Source organism: Janibacter sp. YB324 (assembly GCF_014217915.1).
Classification (GTDB): domain Bacteria; phylum Actinomycetota; class Actinomycetes; order Actinomycetales; family Dermatophilaceae; genus Janibacter; species Janibacter indicus.
In genome coordinates this window covers 479,003-497,319 of the sequence record NZ_CP060120.1, presented here as the reverse complement: position 1 = coordinate 497,319, position 18,317 = coordinate 479,003, and the positions used below count along the sequence as shown (strand labels likewise).

The window sequence follows — 18,317 nt, the reverse complement described above, 5'->3', positions numbered from 1 at the left end:
GGGCCCCCCTAGGTTCACTCCCACACCGGCGGGCGACGGCGCCCGCCGGACGACCGGAGGAAACATCGTGCGCTCACGTACCGCTGCCGCTACCGCGGCCGCCGCGACCGCGGCGCTGGCACTCACCACCCTCGCCAGCAGCCCGGCCCAGGCAGACAACCCCAACAACAGCAAGAAGATGACCCGGGCGGTCACCGTGGACAACGTCCACGACCACCTCGAGGCCTTCCAGGAGATCGCCGACGCCAACGACGGGAACCGCGGTGCCGGCACGTCCGGCTACGAGGCCAGCGCGCAGTACGTCGAGAAGACCCTGCGCGACGCCGGCTACACCACCGAACGCCAGTACTTCGACTTCATCTACGAGGAGACCCACGCGGCGAGCCTCGACGAGATCTCCCCCGAGGCGCGCTCGGTCGAGCACGTGCCGATGTCCTACAGCCAACCCACCCCGGCGGGCGGCGTGACCGCCGAGCTCGTCGCGCCGAGCAACCCGCTCGGCTGCACCGCCGACGCCTACGCGGGCGTCGACGTCGCCGGCAAGATCGCCGTCGTCAGCCGCGGCGAGTGCGCCTTCGGCGACAAGGCCGCGGCCGCCGATGCCGCGGGCGCCGCCGCCGTCATCGTCTACAACAACGCGCCCGGCGCCCTCAACGGCACGCTCGGCGGGGTCAACCCCGACAGCGCCCCGGCCACCGGCGTGACCCAGGAGGAGGGCCAGACGATCCTCGACAAGATGTCCGCCGGCCCGGTGACGATGAAGCTCGTCATCGACAAGACGCTGGAGGAGCGCGAGACCTTCAACGTCCTCGCCGAGACCGACACCGGCCGCGACGACAACGTCGTCATGCTCGGCGCCCACCTCGACGGCGTCCACGACGGCGCCGGCATCAACGACAACGGCTCGGGCAGCGCCGGCATCCTCGAGACGGCCGTCCAGCTGGGCAAGGTCAACAAGCTCAACAACAAGGTCCGCTTCGCCTGGTGGGGCGCCGAGGAGCTCGGTCTCCTCGGCTCCGACCACTACGTCGCCGACCTGCAGGCCAACGACCCGGCCGCGGTCGACGACATCGCGACCTACCTCAACTTCGACATGATCGCCTCGCCCAACCACATCATCGGGGTCTACGACGCCGACGAGTCGACCTACGAGGCCCCGGTCGAGGTGCCCACGGGCTCCGCCGCCACCGAAAAGGTCTTCACCGACTACTTCGACAAGGGCAACCAGGCGTGGGTCGACACGGAGTTCTCCGGTCGCAGCGACTACTCGGCCTTCATCGCCGCGGGCGTGCCCGCGTCGGGCCTCTTCACCGGCGCCGACGGGGTCAAGACCCCCGAGGAGGTCGAGAAGTTCGGTGGTGAGGCCGGCGTCATCTACGACCCGAACTACCACACCCCCGCCGACGACATCACCAACATCAACATGGATGCCCTCGACATCATGAGCGACGCGATCGCCCACGCGACGATCACCCTCGCGCAGTCGACCAAGGACATCAACGGCAAGTCCAGCCCGCGGCAAGTCCGGCAAGCCGGCGCCGACCGTGCTGCCCGAGGGCGTCGACGCGGCCTGACCGCAGGCACGCCCCCGACGGGGGTGCCCGGCCAGGTGCCGGGCACCCCCTTCGTCGTGCACCCGGCGTCGGGCGAAGGGGGGATGTCCCCCGCACCGTCTCGGCGGCGGGCCGCATTGGCTCACGGGCCGCGAACGGGCAGAGTCGGGGTGAGACCACAGGAGGACACATGAGCGAGCACCCGCAGACCCCACCCCCGCACGAGCCCCCGGCCCAGCAGGCCCCGCCCCCCGGCTACGCCCCCACCCCGATGTCGCCGACCGAGGAGCGCAACCTCGGGATGATCGCCCACCTCGTGCCGGCGGTGCTGCTGCCGCTGAGCGCAGGCACGCTCGGCTTCGTCGGGTCCCTGATCATCTACCTGATCTACAAGGACCGCGGGCCCTTCGTGCGGGCCCATGCGGCCAACAGCCTCAACGTCCAGATCATCACGGCGATCGCGCTGCTCCTGTCGAGCGTGCTGATGATCGTGCTCGTCGGCTTCCTGCTCTACCCGCTCGTCATCGTCGTGGCGACCGTCATCCACGTCCTGGGTGCGGTCAAGGCCAACAACGGCGAGTGGTGGACCCCGCCGCTGACGCCGCAGCTCGTCAAGTGAGCGACGCACCCCGGTGACCCGGCGGGCGAAGGGGGTCGTCGTCGCCGGGCACGGGGTGGCCTCCGGCCGGACGGGCGACTCCCCCTTCGCCGCGGGGACGATCGAGCTGCAGGCGCCGCACTTCCGCGCCCGCGGGCTGGACCTGGCCCCCTTCGTCATGGCGACGGTCAACCTGGACCTCGCCCCGCACCGGCTCGCCCTGCGGCAGCCGCGGTGGACCTTCGTCGACGTCGACTGGACCGACGTGCACCCGCCGGAGACCTTCTCCTTCGTCGAGTGCACGGTGACCCGTGACGACGAGCAGGTCGACGGGCTGGTCTACCACCCGCACCCCGAGACCAAGCCGATGCACCACCAGCCCTCGACCGTCGTCGAGCTGCTCCTGCCGCGGCTGGCCGCACTCGCCACGGGCGAGGAGCTGTGGCTGCGCCTCGACCCGCGGCAGGCCGCCCTGGTCACATAACAGCGCGTTATCCATCTCATAACGTGACCGATTGGTTCGCGAGGAACTCCCCGACCTACCATGGAAGGACGTCCGGGGAGCGCCCGCGACATGACCGACCTGCGAGGGGCACGACCACCCATCATGAGCAGTACTGCGACGACCCAGGCCAAGGACCGCGTCATCATCCGCTTCGCCGGCGACTCCGGCGACGGCATGCAGCTGACCGGCGACCGGTTCACGGCCGACAGCGCGGCGCTGGGCAACGACCTGTCGACCCTGCCCAACTTCCCCGCCGAGATCCGCGCCCCCCAGGGGACGATCCCGGGCGTGAGCTCCTTCCAGCTGCACTTCGCCAGCTGGGACATCCTCACCCCCGGCGATGCCCCCGACGTCCTCGTCGCGATGAACCCCGCGGCCCTCAAGGCCAACCTCGCCGACGTCCCGCGCGGCGCGACGATCATCGTCAACACCGACGAGTTCAGCACCCGCAACCTCAAGAAGGTCGGCTGGGCGACCAGCCCCCTCGACGACGACACGCTCGAGTCCTGGCACGTGCACGCCCTGCCGCTCACCTCGATCACCGTCGAGGCCCTCGCCGAGTTCGACTCCCTGACCCGCAAGGAGAAGGAGCGGGCGAAGAACATGTTCGCCCTCGGCCTGCTGTCGTGGATGTACTCGCGGCCGATCACCGCCACCGAGGACTTCCTCACCTCGAAGTTCGGCGCCAAGCCCGACATCCTCGCCGCCAACCTCGCCGCGCTGCGCGCCGGGTGGAACTACGGCGAGACGACCGAGGACTTCGCCGTCCCCTTCACCGTGGCGCCGGCACCGACCCCGCCCGGCACCTACCGCAACATCACCGGCAACTCCGCGCTCTCGCTCGGCCTCGTCGCCGGCGCCCACCGTGCGGGCCGCCCGCTCGTGCTCGGCTCCTACCCGATCACGCCGGCGAGCGACATCCTGCACGCCCTCTCCGGCTACAAGCGCCACGGCGTGACGACGGTGCAGGCCGAGGACGAGATCGCCGGCATCGGCGTCGCGCTCGGCGCCTCCTTCGGCGGTGCGGTCGGCGTGACGACGACCTCCGGGCCGGGCGTCGCCCTCAAGTCGGAGACGATCGGCCTCGCGGTGAGCCTCGAGCTGCCGCTCGTCATCGTCGACGTGCAGCGCGGCGGGCCCTCGACCGGTCTGCCGACCAAGACCGAGCAGTCCGACCTGCTGCAGGCGATGTTCGGCCGCAACGGCGAGTCGCCGGTGCCGATCATCGCGCCGCAGACCTCGGCCGACTGCTTCGACGCGGCTCTCGAGGCCGTGCGCATCGCGACGGTCTACCGCACGCCGGTCTTCCTGCTCTCCGACGGCTACCTGGCCAACGGCTCCGAGCCGTGGCAGGTCCCGCAGGTCGCCGACCTGCCGGCCTTCCCCGTCGAGCTGGCCACCGAGCCCAACGCGACGGACGCCAAGGGCAACCCGACCTTCCACCCCTACGTCCGCGACGAGGAGACCCTCGCCCGGCCGTGGGCGGTGCCCGGCACCCCCGGCCTCGAGCACCGCATCGGCGGGATCGAGAAGGACGCCGTCACCGGCAACATCTCCTACGACCCCGACAACCACGACCTCATGGTCCGCACCCGCCAGGCCAAGGTGGACAAGATCGCCGACTCCATCGGTGACCTCGAGGTCGACGACCCGAGCGGTGACGCCCGGGTCCTCGTCCTCGGCTGGGGCTCGACCTACGGCCCCAACCTCGCCGCGGTCCGCCGCCTGCGGTCCGCCGGCAAGAGCGTCGCCCACGCGCACCTGCGCCACCTCAACCCCTTCCCGGCCAACACCGGTGAGGTCCTCGCGCGCTACGAGCGCGTCATCGTGCCCGAGATGAACCTCGGTCAGCTGGCGATGCTGCTGCGCGCGAAGTACCTCGTCGACGTCCGGTCCCACACCTCGGTCCGCGGTCTGCCCTTCAAGGTCGCCGACCTGGCCGAGGTCATCGACGCTGCCCTCCAGGAGGTCACGGCATGAGCATCGATCTCGGCATCCCCACGGTGGCGTCCGGCACGGCCGGCGTCCCGGCCCTCCCCGAGGGCGAGAAGCAGACCCGCAAGGACTTCGCCTCCGACCAGGAGGTGCGCTGGTGCCCCGGCTGCGGTGACTACGCGATCCTCGCGGCCGTCCAGGGCTTCCTGCCCGAGCTCGGCCTGCGGCGCGAGAACATCACCTTCGTCTCTGGCATCGGCTGCTCCTCGCGCTTCCCCTACTACCTCGACACCTACGGGATGCACTCGATCCACGGCCGCGCCCCGGCGATCGCGACCGGGCTGGCGACGAGCCGCCCGGACCTGTCGGTGTGGGTCGTCACGGGTGACGGCGACGCCCTCTCCATCGGCGGCAACCACCTCATCCACGCGATGCGGCGCAACGTCAACATGACGATCCTGCTCTTCAACAACCGCATCTACGGCCTGACCAAGGGCCAGTACAGCCCGACCTCGCAGCCGGGCCTGGTGACCAAGTCCTCCCCCATGGGCTCGGTCGACGCCCCCTTCAACCCCGTCTCGCTGGCGCTCGGTGCCGAGGGCACCTTCGTCGCGCGGACCATGGACTCCGACCGCAAGCACCTCACCGAGGTGCTCAAGGCGGCTGCGGCACACCGCGGCACGTCGATCGTCGAGATCTACCAGAACTGCCCGATCTTCAACGACGGCGCCTTCGAGCTGATCAAGGACGTCGAGCAGCAGAAGGCACGTCTGGTGCACCTGCGTGACGGCGAGCCGGTCGCCATCGGCGACGAGGGCGAGCGCGAGCTGCTGGTCCGTGGCGAAGGGGGGTCCGTCCGCTTCGTGCCGGAGGCCGAGGTCTCCGAGCAGGGACTGGCCGACCACGTCGTCGTCCACGACGTCACCCTCTCCGACCCGAGCCAGGCCTTCTCGATCAGCCGGCTCGACTCCGAGTCGATGACGCACGTGCCGATGGGCATCTTCCGCGCCGTCGACCGCCCGACCTACGACGACCAGACCCGCGCGCAGGTCGAGTCCGCGGTCGACCTCGCCGGCGGCCCGGCCACCGACGACGACCTGCAGGACCTGCTCCACGGCAAGGACACCTGGACCGTCGAGTGACCGCATTGCCCTACGGCACTGCAGATCAGGGGCCGAGGACCCGGTCCAGGTAGTCGTTGGCCAGGACCCGGCCGGGGTCCAGCCGGTCGCGCAGGGCGACGAAGTCGCCGTGCCGCGGGTACAGGGCCGACAGCCGCTCGGCGTCGAGGGTGTGCAGCTTGCCCCAGTGCGGGCGGCCGGCGTGCGCCGCGACGATCTCCTCGAAGGCTCCGAAGTAGGCCGTCGGGTCGGCGCCCCGCACGTGCTGGTGCACCGCGACATAGGCGTTGGCGCGCTCGTGGCCGGTCGAGAGCCAGATGTCGTCGGACGCGGCGACGCGCACCTCGACGGGGAAGCTGATCGGCTCGCGTCGCCGCTCCACCCACGCGTGCAGGTCGGTGAGCACGTCGGCGACCGCCTCGCGCGGCACGGCGTACTCCGACTCGACGAAGCGCACGGTCCGCGGCGTCACGAAGACCTCGTGCGAGACCGCGGTGTAGGAACGCTGCGACAGCGCCCGGGCGGCCACGGCGTTGAAGGGCAGCACCGCCCGCGGCACGTGGGCCAGCACGCGGTTGACCGCGCCGAAGACGGTGTTGGACAGCAGCTCGTCGTCGAGCCGGCGACGCCACTCGGGCAGCGGCTCGTCGACCTCATCGGGCACGAGGTCGTTGGCCTTGGTCTGCACCCGTCGCGTGCCGGGGAACCAGTACATCTCGAAGTGCCGGTGGGCGTCGAAGAGCTCCTGGATGCGCGGCAGCACCCCGTCGAGCTCGTCGGGCGACTCCACGGCGCGCAGCCGGTAGGCCGGCAGGCAGGCGAGCTCGATCTCGGTGACGACGCCGAGCGCGCCGAGCCCGACCCGCGCCGCCCCGAAGAGCTCCGGATCGCTCTCGTCGACCCACCGCTCCTGCCCGTCGGGCGTGACGAGCCTCAGCCCGACGACGCCTGCGGCCAGGCCGGGCAGCCCGGCGCCGGTCCCGTGGGTGCCGGTCGACGTCGCACCGGCGAGCGTCTGGGCGTCGATGTCACCGAGGTTGGGCATGGCCAGGCCGAGCCAGTCGAGGGCCTGGTTGAGGACGCGAAGGGGGGTCCCAGCCAGCACCCGGACCCGCCCGGTGTGCCGGTCGGCCGAGACGATGCCCGACAGGTGGTGCAGGTCCAGGCGCAGGTCGTCGGCCTGCGCGACGGCCGTGAAGGAGTGGCCGCTGCCGACGGGGCGGATGCGCCGCCCTTCGCCCGCCGCGGAGCGGACCGCCTCGGCCACCTCCTCGGGGGTGCGCGGGGCCAGCGCCTCGGCGCTGTCGGTGACGTTGCCGGCCCAGTTGGACCACGTGTCACGGCGACGGGACCTCATCCGAAGCACCGCCCTTCGCCGCGGTAGGTCGGCACGACGTCGACGACCTCTCCCCCGCTGATGACGACGTAGTCATCGAAGCGCTCGGCGAGCTCGCCCGCCTTGGCATGCCGCCACCACACCCGGTCACCGATCGCCAGGTCGCGAGCAGCCTTGCCGCGCAAAGGAGTCTGCACCTCACCGGCGCCCTCGGTCCCGACGAGCGAGAGCCCGGCGGGGTGCACCGGCGTCGGCACCCGGGAGTCCCCCGCGGGCCCGGACGCGATGTAGCCCCCGGAGAAGCAGGTGACGACGTCGCGCGCCGGCCGGCGGACGACGGGCAGCGCGAAGCCGACCGCGGGCTGCGGCCTGAAGGCGTCGTAGCCGTCGAAGAGCGTCGGCCCGACGAGGCCTGACCCGGCGGCGAGCTCGGTGAGCGCGGGGTCGGTGCCGGTCACCTCGAGCGAGCCGGTGCCGCCGCCGTTGACGATCGTCAGCGGTCCGGCGACCGCCTCGACCGCCTCCCGCACGGCACCGCGCCGGCGGCGCAGCGAGGCATCGCTGCGCCGCTTGACGAGACGCACCGCCGCGGAGCTGTCGGGCAGCCCGGCGATCTGGGCGTCGTAGAACATCAGGCCGATCACGCGCAGGCCCGCCCCCTGCGCGGCGCGCGCCACAGTGGCGGCGACCCGCGGCGAGCGAAGGGGGCTGCGACGCACCCCGAGGTGCGCCGGCCCGACCCGCAGGGAGGCGTCGACGTCGACGACGACCCGCACCGGCGCGCCGTGCGGCAGCCACCGGCGCAGCGCGTCGACCTGCTCGCGCGAGTCGACGGCGATGCTCACCTGCTCCAGGGCCCGCTCGTCGGCGGCGAGCGCCTGCAGCGCCTCACGATCGGTCGTCGGGTAGGCGACGAAGAGGTCGTTGACACCGTGGCCGGCGAGCCACAGCGCCTCGGGCAGGGAGTAGGCCATGACCCCGGCGAAGCCGGGCGTCGCCAGGGCCCGCTCGAGCAGGTGGCGCACCCGGATCGACTTGCTCGCCACCCGGATCGGGCGGCCACCGGCCCGTCGCACGAGGTCGGCGGCATTGGCGTCGTAGGCATCGAGGTCGACCACGGCGAAGGGGGCGGACCTCCCCTTCGTCGCACGGTCCCAGGTCGCAAAGTTGGTCACCTGACCCACATTACCCACGGGAGCGACCGTTCGACTGCGCGTCACCTGCCGGTCATGTCGAGGCCGCCCGACGTGACCCGGGCCTCCCTAGGTTGCTGGGGTCCCTGTCATGTCACCCGCCCTCGGCGGGATCCTCGGAGGAAATCGATGACGCCCCCTCGAAACGACCGCACCCTGCTGCCCCTGGCCGCCGGCCACCGTGACGGCGGCCGCTCCGCGGCCACCTGCATCTGGAAGTGCAACGACGCGTGCAGCAAGCCGGTCCCCAACACCTCGGACAACGAGTACTTCGGTGACGTGGTGGCCTCGTCCCGTCGCTCGGTGCTCAAGGCCGGCGGCGCCGCTGCGGCCCTCGCCGGCCTGACGACGGTCGCCACGGGCGCGGCCACGCCCGCCGCGGCCGCCGGCCCGGGCAAGAAGGCCCCCTTCGGCTTCACGCCCATCGACCCCGTGCCCGCCGGCACCGACGAGGTCGTCGTCCCCGAGGGCTTCCAGTGGGCCCCGATCATCGCCTGGGGCGACCCGGTCCTCGCCGGTGCCCCCGCCTTCGACTTCGACCGCCAGAGCGCCGCCGCGCAGGCCGGCCAGATGGGCTACAACTGCGACTACGTCGGTGTCGTGCGCACCCGGGGTCAGAACAACGCCGTGCTCGTCGTCAACAACGAGTACACCAACAACGCCCTGATGTTCCACGACTACACGACCTCGGCCGCGATGACCGACGACCAGGTCCAGATCACGATGAACGCCCACGGCATGACCGTCGTGGAGATGTCGCGCAAGAACCCCCACAGCAAGTGGGTCTACACCAAGGGCGCCCCGCTCAACCGGCGGATCACGGCCGAGACCCCCTTCGAGCTCGTCGGTCCGGTCCGCGGCCACGACCTCGTCAAGACCTCCGCCGACCCGGCCGGCACGACCCCGCTCGGCACCTTCGGCAACTGCGCCGGCGGCACCACCCCGTGGGGCACGATCCTGTCCGGCGAGGAGAACTTCAACGGCTACTTCACCCAGCCGGCCGCCCCGACCGACGACCTGGTCGGGCAGGCCGCCAAGCGCTACGGCCTCGCCGGTGGCAGCAAGAGCCAGCACAACTGGGACCGCCTCGACCAGCGCTTCGACCTGACCCAGGAGCCCAACGAGGCGCACCGCCACGGCTGGATCATCGAGGTCGACCCGAGCGACCCGACGAGCACCCCCCGCAAGCTCACCGCCCTCGGGCGGATGAAGCACGAGGGCGCCAACGTCGTCATCGCGCGGGACGGCCGCGTCGTCGCCTACATGGGTGACGACGAGCGCTTCGACTACATGTACAAGTTCGTGTCGAAGGCGAAGTACCGCAAGAACGACCGCGCCCACAACCTCACGCTCCTGCACGAGGGCGACCTCTACGTCGCGAAGTTCGTCGGCGACGGCTCCGCCGACGGCGAGCACGACGGCACCGGCCAGTGGCTGCCGCTCGTCGTCGACGGCGAGTCCGAGGTCGACGGCATGAGCGTCGAGGAGGTGCTCACCTTCGTGCGGGTCGCCGCCGACAAGGTCGGCCCGACGAAGATGGACCGCCCCGAGGACGTCGAGGTCAACCCGGTCAACGGCCGCGTCTACGCCGCCCTGACCAACAACTCCGCCCGCACCCCCGCGCAGGTCGACGAGGCCAACCCCCGGGCCAACAACAAGCACGGCCAGGTCCTCGAGATCACCGAGGACCGTGGCGACCACACCCGCACGACCTTCACCTGGAAGCTCGTGCTCGTCTGCGGCGACCCGAATGACCCGCAGACCTACTTCAACGGCTACGACACGTCGCAGGTCAGCCCGATCTCCTGCCCCGACAACGTCGCCTTCGACGGCGATGGCAACCTCTGGGTCGCCACCGACGGCAACGCGCTCTCGGCCACTGCGACGGCATGTACCTCATGCCGCTCGAGGGCAAGCACAAGGGCCACCTGCAGCAGTTCCTCTCGGTGCCGGCCCACGCCGAGTGCTGCGGCCCGCTCATCGAGTGGGACGACCGGGTGGTCTTCGCGGCCGTGCAGCACCCGGGCGAGTCGGACGGCGCCACCACCGCCGCCCCGACGAGCACCTTCCCCTACCGCGGCAACACCCAGCCGCGCCCCTCGGTCATCATGATCTGGCCGGAGGCGAAGGGGGGCCACGGCAAGGGCCACGGCAAGGGCAAGGGCAAGAACTGAGCCCGGTCATCCCGTCCCGGTGGGCCGTTCGCGATCCTCGCGGGCGGCCCACCGCCGTCCCGTGACAAGGTGAGCCCATGGCCCTCCCCCGCCGCAGCGCCCTCGCCGCCGGCACCCTGCTCGCGCTCGCCGTGGCCGCCTGCTCCGACGAGGAGTCGTCGGGGTCAGGGTCGAGCACGTCGAGACGCCGTCGACCACCTCGGGCACGACACCGAGCGCGTCGAGCACGTCGACCTCGGCCGACCCGACGGTGGACGTCACCGCGAGCCCCGACCCGACCCAGCCGGCCGACGCCCGCGACGCGGGGCTCGCCGACGTCGACGACGGCGCCGAGGCGATCAGCCTGGCCATCCCGGCCGTCGGCCTGCGCACCCCGCTCGAGGCCCAGGGCCTGCGCGGTGGCGTGGTCAACCCCCGCCCCGGTCAGGTCATCTGGTTCACCGGCTACGAGCGGGTGCGCCCGGGCGCGACCGGCACGAGCGTCTTGGCCGGGCACGTCGTCTCCGGCGGCGCGCCGGACCGCTTCGCGGCGCTCGAGCAGCTCGAGGTCGGCGACGGTGTCGTCCTGGGCTACCCCAGCGGGACCGAGGTGCGCTTCGAGGTGACGAGCACCGACATCGTCGACAAGCAGGAGCTGACGAGCGACCCGTCCGTCTGGGGCCGCAACGACGACACCCGCCGGATCGTGCTCATCACCTGTGACGACCGGCTGGGCTTCCGCGAGGACGGTCACCGCACGGCCAACTTCGTCGCCGTCGCCGAGCTGCCCGACTGACGGCTGCCGAGGGCATCCGCGCCCGGGAGTAGCCTCGCCGGGTGACACCCTCTCGCGATGGCCGCGGCGTCCTCGCCGCCTGGCTCGCCTACGGCATCTGGGGCCTCTTCCCGCTCTACTTCCACGCGCTGCGCCCCTCCGGGGCCGTGGAGATCCTCGCCCACCGGATCGTGTGGACCTTCGTGCTGTGCGTCGTCGTGCTGCTGCTGCGCCACGAGCTCGTCGCGCTCGCCCGTCGGCTGCGCGGCCGGCTGGCGCTCGGCGTGGGCATCGCCGCCTACCTCATCGGGATCAACTGGTTCGTCTACGTCTACGCCGTCGGGACCGGGCGCACGAGCGAGGCCGCGCTCGGCTACTTCCTCAACCCCATCGTCACCGTGGCCCTCGGCGTGCTCGTGCTGGGCGAGCGGCTGCGGGTGCTCCAGTGGATCGCCGTCGGCGTCGGTGCCGTCGCAGCGCTCTACCTCACTCTCGCGGGCGGCGGGCTGCCCTGGATCTCCCTCGTCCTGGCCCTGTCCTTCGGCGGCTACGGGCTGACCAAGAAGCGCCTGGGCGCCAGCCTGCCCGCCCTGCACTCCCTCTCGGCCGAGACCGTCTTCCTCATGCCGGCGGCGCTCGGCCTGCTGTGGTGGCTCACCGCCGCGGGCGACTCGACCTTCACGGTCGACGCCCCGTGGCACCCGCTGCTGCTCGTCGCCGCGGGCGCGATCACCGCCGTCCCGCTGCTCCTCTTCGCCGAGGCGGCCCGCCGGATCCCCCTCGTGACGATCGGGCTGATCCAGTTCATCACGCCGGTGCTCCAGCTCGTCGTGAGCGTCACGGTGCTCAGCGAGCACCTCGAGCCGGCACGCTGGGTCGGCTTCGCGATCGTCTGGGTCGCGCTGGCCTTCCTCACCGTCGACTCGGTGGCCTCGGCCCGCAGGCGGCGGCGTCCCGCCGACGACAAGTGCGAGTCCCTGGAGCCCGTCGAGCCGGTCTGAGACGCGGCCGGCGAAGGGAGCGGACGCGTCAGCCGACGCGGTGGATGACGCCGTCCATGAGCGCGATGAGCGCGGTCTTGGCGTCGCTGTCGGGCAGCGCGTCGAGGGAGGCGGTCGCCCGACGGCCCACCTCGAGGGTCTCCTCGCGGGCGGCGGCCATGCCCGGGTGCACCCGCAGCAGCTCCAGCGCCCGCTCGAGCCGCTCGGGCTCCTTGAGCTCGGAGCGCAGCAGCTCCTGCAGCTCGGCATCGGCGGGGTCGGTGGAGGCCAGGGCGTTGAGCACCGGCAGGGTGCGCTTGCCCTCGCGCAGGTCGGTGCCCGGCGTCTTGCCCGTCTCGCCGGACTCGCTGGCGATGTCGATGAGGTCGTCGGCCAGTTGGAAGGCCATGCCCAGCTGCTCGCCGTACTCGGTGACGAGCTCGACGACCTCGGGACTGCAGCCGCTGTACATGGCGCCGTAACGGGCGGCCGTCGCGACGAGGACACCGGTCTTGTCGGCGAGGACCCCGAGGTAGTACTCGCGCGGGTCGGCACCCTCGGGGCAGGGCCGGTCGTCGCGGATCTGCCCGGAGCACAGGCGGATGAAGGTCTGCGCCTGGATCTTGACCGCATCGGCCCCGAGGTCGGCGATGATGTCGGACGCGGTGCCGAAGAGCAGGTCGCCGACGAGGATCGCCGTCGAGTTGTCGTAGCGGGCGTTGGCGCTGGGGGCGCCCCGGCGCAGGTCGGCCTCGTCCATGACGTCGTCGTGGTAGAGGCTGGCCAAGTGGGTCAGCTCGACCCCGGCCGCCGCGGCGACCACCCGGTCGTCGATGCCCTCGCCGAGCTCGGCGACGAGCATCGTGAGCACCGGCCGGAAGCGCTTGCCCCCGGCGCGAGCCAGGTGGAGGTTGGCCTCGGTGATGAAGTCGTCCTCGTTGCGGGTGCGCTCGACGATCAGCGCCTCGACCCGCTCCAGCCCCTCGGCCAGCCGGGAGCTCAACGCGTCGCTGGCCTCCGGCAGGGAGAGGACAGGGGGCGTTGCGCTGGTCATGGTCACCTCGGGATGAAGACGCTGGACTGCTCGGCCAGCTCGAGGAGCGGGCCGGGGAAGACACCGAGCACGATGGTGGCGACGACGCCGATGCCGATGACGACGAGGGACAGCGTAGCCGGGGCCGCGACGGTGACCTCACCCGCCGGTTCGGTGAAGAACATCAGCACGATCAGCCGCACGTAGACGAAGGCGGTGATGGCCGACATGAGCACGCCGATGACCACGAGGACGACCCCCGCGAGACCGCCGTGCTCGATGGCCGGCATGAAGGCGGCGACCTTGGCGGTGAAGCCCGAGGTCAGCGGAATGCCGGCGAAGCCGAGCATGAAGAGCGCGAAGGCGCCCGCCAGGTAGGGGTGCGTGCGCCCGAGCCCCGCCCACTGGGACAGGTGGGTGGCCTCGGCACCGCGCTCGCGCACGAGGTTGACGACGGCGAAGGCGGCGATCGTCGTGATGCCGTAGGCGACGACGTAGAAGAGCACTCCCTCGATGCCGCTGCGGTCGAAGGCGATGAGCGCGACGAGGATGAAGCCGGCGTGGGCGATCGAGCTGTAGGCGAGCAGCCGCTTGATGTCGGTCTGGGTCACCGAGAGCACCGCGCCGACGACCATCGTCAGGGCCGCAATGACGATGACACCCATCCGCCACTCCCAGCGGGTGGTCTCGAGACCCACGTAGACCAGGCGCAGCAGCGCACCGAAGGCGGCGGCCTTGGTGCACGCGGCCATGAAGCCGGTCACCGGGGTCGGGGCGCCCTGGTAGACGTCGGGGGTCCAGGAGTGGAAGGGGGCGGCGCCCACCTTGAAGAGCAGGCCCACGAGCACCATGACGACACCCGGCAGGAGCAGCCCCTCGAGGTCACCGGTCGAGGTGGTCGCGGCCGCCGCGATCTCGGCCAGGCCGATCGACCCGGCGTAGCCGTAGAGCAGCGCTGCGCCGAAGAGGAAGAAGCCGGACGAGAAGGCCCCGAGGAGGAAGTACTTCAGCGCCGCCTCCTGCGAGAGCAGGCGCCGACGCCGGGCCAGCCCGGACATGAGGTAGAGCGGCAGCGACAGCAGCTCGAGCGCGACGAACATCGTCAGCAGGTCGTTGGACGCCGGGAAGAGCAGCATGCCGGCGAGCGCGAAGAGCGCGAGCGGGAAGACCTCGGTCGTCGACCAGCCCTTGCGGGCGGCCTGCGCCTCGAGGTTGGAGCCCGGGCTCGCGGCACCCATCGGGGTGAAGGCATCAGCGGTCTCGCCGCCGAGGCGGTCGGCCATGACGAAGAGGCCGAGCAGCCCGAGGAGGAGCAGGGCACCCTGCATGAAGCGGGTCGGCTCGTCGACGGCGACGGTGCCGCCCACGCTGACCCCGGTCTCGTCGCCGGTCATGAAGACCAGCGCGGCGAAGGAGAGCACGAGGGTCGCGACCGAGACGACGACCTGGGTGACGTGTCGGGCGGGCCGCGGCGCGAAGGCCTCGACGAGCACGCCGACGAAGCCGCCGACGAGGAGCACGATCATCGGCGAGAGGGCCCAGTAGCTGATCTCGACGGCCTCGAAGGCCGCGGGGACGGTCAGGGTCATCAGTGGTCACTCCCGGAGGTCGAACCGGCGTCGGCGGGGACGGACGGGGCCGGGTCGCTGACGCCGACGATCTGCAGGGTCCGCTCGACCGCGGGGTCGAGGGTGTCGAGGACGGGTCCCGGGAAGAAGCCGAGCACGACGAGGGCGACGACCACCGGGGCCACGACGGCCTTCTCGCGCCAGCCGAGGTCCCGCAGCGGTGCCGTCAGGCGAGCCGGCGTGACGCCCTCGTCGAGGTCGGCACGCACGTAGGGCAGCTCGGCAGCCGCGGGGGCCTCCCCTTCGCCCCGGTCCGTGCCGGCGCCCTCGGGGTCGACGACCGGGGGCGGCCCGGTGAAGATCCGCTTGTACATGAGCAGCACGTAGATCGCGGCGAGGACGACGCCCCACACGGCGAAGGCGGTGGCCACCGGCTGCGTCGACCAGGACCCGGCGATGACGAGGAACTCCGAGACGAAGGTCGACAGGCCCGGCAGCGACAGGGTCGCGAGGCCGGCGACGAGGAAGGCCCCGGCGAGCCACGGGGTGGCTCGCTGCCAGCCGCCGTAGTCGTCGATCCGCTGGCTGCCGCGGCGGGCGATGAGCATGCCCGCGACGAGGAAGAGGCCGGCGGTCGCGAAGCCGTGGTTGACCATGTAGAAGTTGGCGCCCGACTGGGCGACCGAGGTGAAGGCGAAGATGCCCAGGACGATGAAGCCGAAGTGGCTCACCGAGGTGAAGGCGATGAGGCGCATGATGTCCCGCTCGCCGATCGCGAGGATCGCGCCGTAGAGGATCGAGAAGACCGCGAGGGTGACGACGACCGGCGTCGCCCACTGGCTCGCCTCGGGGAAGAGCTGGAGGCAGAAGCGGATCATCCCGTAGGTGCCGACCTTGTCGAGCACGCCGACGAGCAGGGTCGCGACGGCCGGACGGGAGGCGGCGGCCGCGTCGGGCAGCCAGGTGTGGACCGGCCACATCGGCGCCTTGACGGCGAAGGCGATGAAGAAGGCGATGAAGATCCAGCGCTCGGTGGCGCCGCCGATCTCCAGCCCGGTGAGCCGCTCGACGAGGAAGCCGTCGTCGCCACCGGGGCCCTGCAGGTAGAGGGCGATGACGCCGACGAGCATGATCAGCCCGCCCGCGAGGGAGAAGAGGAGGAACTTCATCGCCGCGGCCTGGCGGCGGGCGCCGCCGTACATCCCGATGAGGAAGTAGACCGGGATGAGCATCGCCTCGAAGAAGACGTAGAAGAGGAAGACGTCGATCGCCGCGAAGACGCCGACCATGAACGGCAGCAGCGACAGCAACAGCGCGAAGTAGCCCTTGTGCCAGGTGCCGCCCTCGGGGACGTCGTCCCACGCGGCGAGGATGCACACGGGCACGAGGACGAGGGCCATGAGGATCAGGGCGAGCGAGATGCCGTCGACCCCGAGGGCGTAGCTGACGCCCAGCTGCGGGATCCACTCGTGGCGCTCGACCATCTGGAACTGCTCGCTGCTGCCCCGGGTGAAGCTCGTCGCCGTCGCGGCGATGCCGATCACCAGGGTCAGCAGGGCGACGCCGAGGGCGATGGGCCGGGCGAGCAGCGCACTGCGCGAAGGGAGGACGGCCACCACGAGCGCGCCGACGGCCGGCACGGCCATGAGCAGGGTGAGCCAGGGCAGGTTGTCCATCAGTTGATCACCCACAGGGCTGCGAGGAAGGCGACGACGCCGGTGAGCATCGTCAGGGCGTAGGAGCGCGCGTAGCCGTTCTGAGCCGTGCGCAGCCAGGAGGAGATGCTCTCGATCGACCGGCTCAGGCCGCCGACACCGGCCCCGTCGACGCCCTCGACGTCGGCGGAGACCAGGCCGCGGGTGAGCGAGATGCCGGGCCACTGGAGCAGGGTCGCGTTGAGCTCGTCCTGGTAGAGGTCGGCGCGGGCGGCGCGGGTGAGCGCGCTGCCCTCCGGCGCGACCTGCGGGACCTCGCCGCGGCCGTAGACCAGCCAGGCCCACACGGCGCCGACGGCGACGACGACGAGGGTGGCGCCCATGAGGACCGGGATCGGCAGGACCGGCTCGTGGTGCTCGACGTGGCCGAGGACCGGCTCGAGCCAGGTCGTGATCGGGGCGACCGTCGCGAGGACGAGACCCAGCAGGGCCGAGCCCACGGCCAGGACCATCATCGGGATCGTCATCGTGAGCGGCGACTCGTGCGGGTGGACATCATCGGTCCAGCGCTTCTTGCCGTGGAAGGTCATGAAGAACAGCCGCGACATGTAGAAGGCGGTGATGCCGGCACCGAGGAGCGCGGTCAGGCCGAAGACCCACGGGCGCCAGCCCTCGCCGACGAAGGCGGCCTCGATGATCTTGTCCTTGCTCCAGAAGCCGGCGAAGGGGGGAACCCCGAGGATCGCCAGCCAGCCGAGGCCGAAGGTCACCCAGGTGATCTTCATGACCGTCGACAGCCCGCCGAAGCGGCGCATGTCGACCTGGTCGCCCATGCCGTGCATGACCGAGCCGGCCCCGAGGAACATCCCGGCCTTGAAGAAGCCGTGCGTCACGAGGTGGAAGATCGCGAAGGCGTAGCCGACCGGGCCCAGGCCCGCGGCGAGCATCATGTAGCCGATCTGGCTCATCGTCGAGGCGGCGAGCGCCTTCTTCATGTCGTCCTTGGCGCAGCCGACGATCGCCCCGTAGACGAGGGTGATCGCGCCGACGACGACGACCGCGAGCTGGGCGTCGGGTGCGGCGTCGAAGATGTGGTGGCTGCGCACGACGAGGTAGACGCCGGCGGTGACCATGGTCGCGGCGTGGATGAGCGCCGAGACGGGGGTCGGGCCGGCCATGGCGTCACCGAGCCAGGACTGCAGCGGGAACTGCGCGGACTTGCCGCACGCGCCGAGCAGGAGCAGCAGGCCGATCGCCGTGAGGGTCCCCTCTCCGGCACCGCCGACTGCGGCGTCGACCGCAGCGAAGTCCACCGTGCCGAAGGTCGCGAGCATGATCGACATCGCGAGGATCAGGCCGACGTCACCGATGCGGTTGGCGATGAAGGCCTTGTTGGCCGCGGTCGCGTAGGCGGGGTTGTGGTTCCAGAAGCCGATGAGCAGCCACGACGCCAGGCCCACACCCTCCCAGCCGACGAAGAGCAGCAGGTAGGAGTCGGCGAGGACGAGCAGCAGCATCGACGCCACGAAGAGGTTGAGGTAGGCGAAGAAGCGCCGCTTGTCGGGGTCGTGCTCCATGTAGCCGAGCGAGTAGACGTGGATCAGCGAGCCGACGAAGGTGATGAGCAGGACGAAGGCCATCGACAGCGGGTCGACGAGCAGCCCGGCGGTGACGTCGATGTTGCCCGCCGGCACCCAGTCCCACAGGTGGATCGAGTGGGCGCGGTCGTGCGGGTCGGCGCCGAGCATCGAGACGAAGACCGCCGCGCCGACGAGAAAGCTGCCCCACGACAGGAGGGTCGCGAGCAGCGGGCCGAAGGAGTCGGTGAGGCGTCCGCCGAGCAGGAGCAGGGTCGCGCCGAGGAGCGGCAGGGCGACGAGGAGCCAGGCATATTCGGTGATCACGAGGGCCC

General features: G+C 71.4%; 13 protein-coding genes and 1 pseudogene. 8 read left to right on the top strand and 6 right to left on the bottom strand.

Annotation, left to right across the window (positions count from 1 at the left end):
- Nucleotides 1-67: 67 nt before the first annotated feature.
- The 5 genes from H7A72_RS02450 to H7A72_RS02430 all read left to right on the top strand — a co-directional run bounded on the left by H7A72_RS02450 (nucleotide 68) and on the right by H7A72_RS02430 (nucleotide 5,733).
- Nucleotides 68-1,747 carry a M20/M25/M40 family metallo-hydrolase gene (locus H7A72_RS02450; protein WP_223277744.1) on the top strand — a complete coding sequence of 560 codons (1,680 nt, stop codon included), beginning with the start codon at nucleotides 68-70 and terminating at the stop codon, nucleotides 1,745-1,747.
- Nucleotides 1,744-2,172: a DUF4870 domain-containing protein gene (locus H7A72_RS02445; protein WP_185221521.1), complete on the top strand. Its 429-nt coding sequence runs from the start codon at nucleotides 1,744-1,746 to the stop codon at nucleotides 2,170-2,172. Before H7A72_RS02450 ends, H7A72_RS02445 begins: the two co-directional genes overlap by 4 nt.
- A gap of 13 nt (nucleotides 2,173-2,185) precedes the next feature.
- Nucleotides 2,186-2,635 carry a hypothetical protein gene (locus H7A72_RS02440; RefSeq protein WP_185221520.1) on the top strand — a complete coding sequence of 150 codons (450 nt, stop codon included), beginning with the start codon at nucleotides 2,186-2,188 and terminating at the stop codon, nucleotides 2,633-2,635.
- A 123-nt stretch (nucleotides 2,636-2,758) separates the two neighbouring features.
- Nucleotides 2,759-4,636 (top strand): 2-oxoacid:acceptor oxidoreductase subunit alpha, encoded by a 1,878-nt coding sequence (locus H7A72_RS02435; RefSeq protein ID WP_185221519.1) that lies wholly within the window; start codon nucleotides 2,759-2,761, stop codon nucleotides 4,634-4,636.
- Nucleotides 4,633-5,733, top strand: coding sequence for a 2-oxoacid:ferredoxin oxidoreductase subunit beta (locus tag H7A72_RS02430; protein ID WP_084449957.1), 1,101 nt, complete (start codon nucleotides 4,633-4,635; stop codon nucleotides 5,731-5,733). Before H7A72_RS02435 ends, H7A72_RS02430 begins: the two co-directional genes overlap by 4 nt.
- Before the next feature lie 25 nt (nucleotides 5,734-5,758).
- On the opposite strand, the gene H7A72_RS02425 is transcribed toward H7A72_RS02430, so the two are convergent.
- Nucleotides 5,759-7,069, bottom strand: a complete 1,311-nt coding sequence (locus tag H7A72_RS02425) for a D-arabinono-1,4-lactone oxidase (protein WP_185221518.1) — start codon at nucleotides 7,067-7,069, stop codon at nucleotides 5,759-5,761.
- Nucleotides 7,066-8,223, bottom strand: a complete 1,158-nt coding sequence (locus H7A72_RS02420) for an alanine racemase (RefSeq protein WP_223277743.1) — start codon at nucleotides 8,221-8,223, stop codon at nucleotides 7,066-7,068. The genes H7A72_RS02425 and H7A72_RS02420 overlap by 4 nt, the downstream gene beginning before the upstream one ends.
- A gap of 54 nt (nucleotides 8,224-8,277) precedes the next feature.
- Between H7A72_RS02420 and H7A72_RS02415 the strand changes: the two are divergent.
- The 3 genes and pseudogenes from H7A72_RS02415 to rarD all read left to right on the top strand — a co-directional run bounded on the left by H7A72_RS02415 (nucleotide 8,278) and on the right by rarD (nucleotide 12,170).
- Nucleotides 8,278-10,415: pseudogene (locus H7A72_RS02415) on the top strand (PhoX family phosphatase).
- 250 nt (nucleotides 10,416-10,665) lie between these two features.
- On the top strand, nucleotides 10,666-11,190 hold the full coding sequence (locus tag H7A72_RS02410; protein ID WP_185221516.1) for a class F sortase: 525 nt from the start codon (nucleotides 10,666-10,668) through the stop codon (nucleotides 11,188-11,190).
- Nucleotides 11,191-11,231: 41 nt separating this feature from the next.
- Nucleotides 11,232-12,170: an EamA family transporter RarD gene (gene rarD, locus H7A72_RS02405; protein ID WP_185221515.1), complete on the top strand. Its 939-nt coding sequence runs from the start codon at nucleotides 11,232-11,234 to the stop codon at nucleotides 12,168-12,170.
- A 28-nt stretch (nucleotides 12,171-12,198) separates the two neighbouring features.
- On the opposite strand, the gene H7A72_RS02400 is transcribed toward rarD, so the two are convergent.
- From H7A72_RS02400 to nuoL, 4 genes are read right to left on the bottom strand one after another with little or no spacing between them, the layout of a single operon-like run.
- A complete protein-coding gene (locus tag H7A72_RS02400) occupies nucleotides 12,199-13,203 on the bottom strand; it encodes a polyprenyl synthetase family protein (protein WP_185221514.1) in 1,005 nt (334 codons plus the stop codon).
- 2 nt (nucleotides 13,204-13,205) lie between these two features.
- Nucleotides 13,206-14,771: an NADH-quinone oxidoreductase subunit NuoN gene (gene nuoN / locus H7A72_RS02395; protein ID WP_185221513.1), complete on the bottom strand. Its 1,566-nt coding sequence runs from the start codon at nucleotides 14,769-14,771 to the stop codon at nucleotides 13,206-13,208.
- Complete coding sequence (locus tag H7A72_RS02390) at nucleotides 14,771-16,426, bottom strand: NADH-quinone oxidoreductase subunit M (protein WP_185221512.1); 1,656 nt, start codon at nucleotides 16,424-16,426, stop codon at nucleotides 14,771-14,773. Before H7A72_RS02390 ends, nuoN begins: the two co-directional genes overlap by 1 nt.
- A complete protein-coding gene (gene nuoL, locus H7A72_RS02385) occupies nucleotides 16,426-18,309 on the bottom strand; it encodes an NADH-quinone oxidoreductase subunit L (RefSeq protein WP_185221511.1) in 1,884 nt (627 codons plus the stop codon). Before nuoL ends, H7A72_RS02390 begins: the two co-directional genes overlap by 1 nt.
- Nucleotides 18,310-18,317 lie beyond the last annotated feature (8 nt).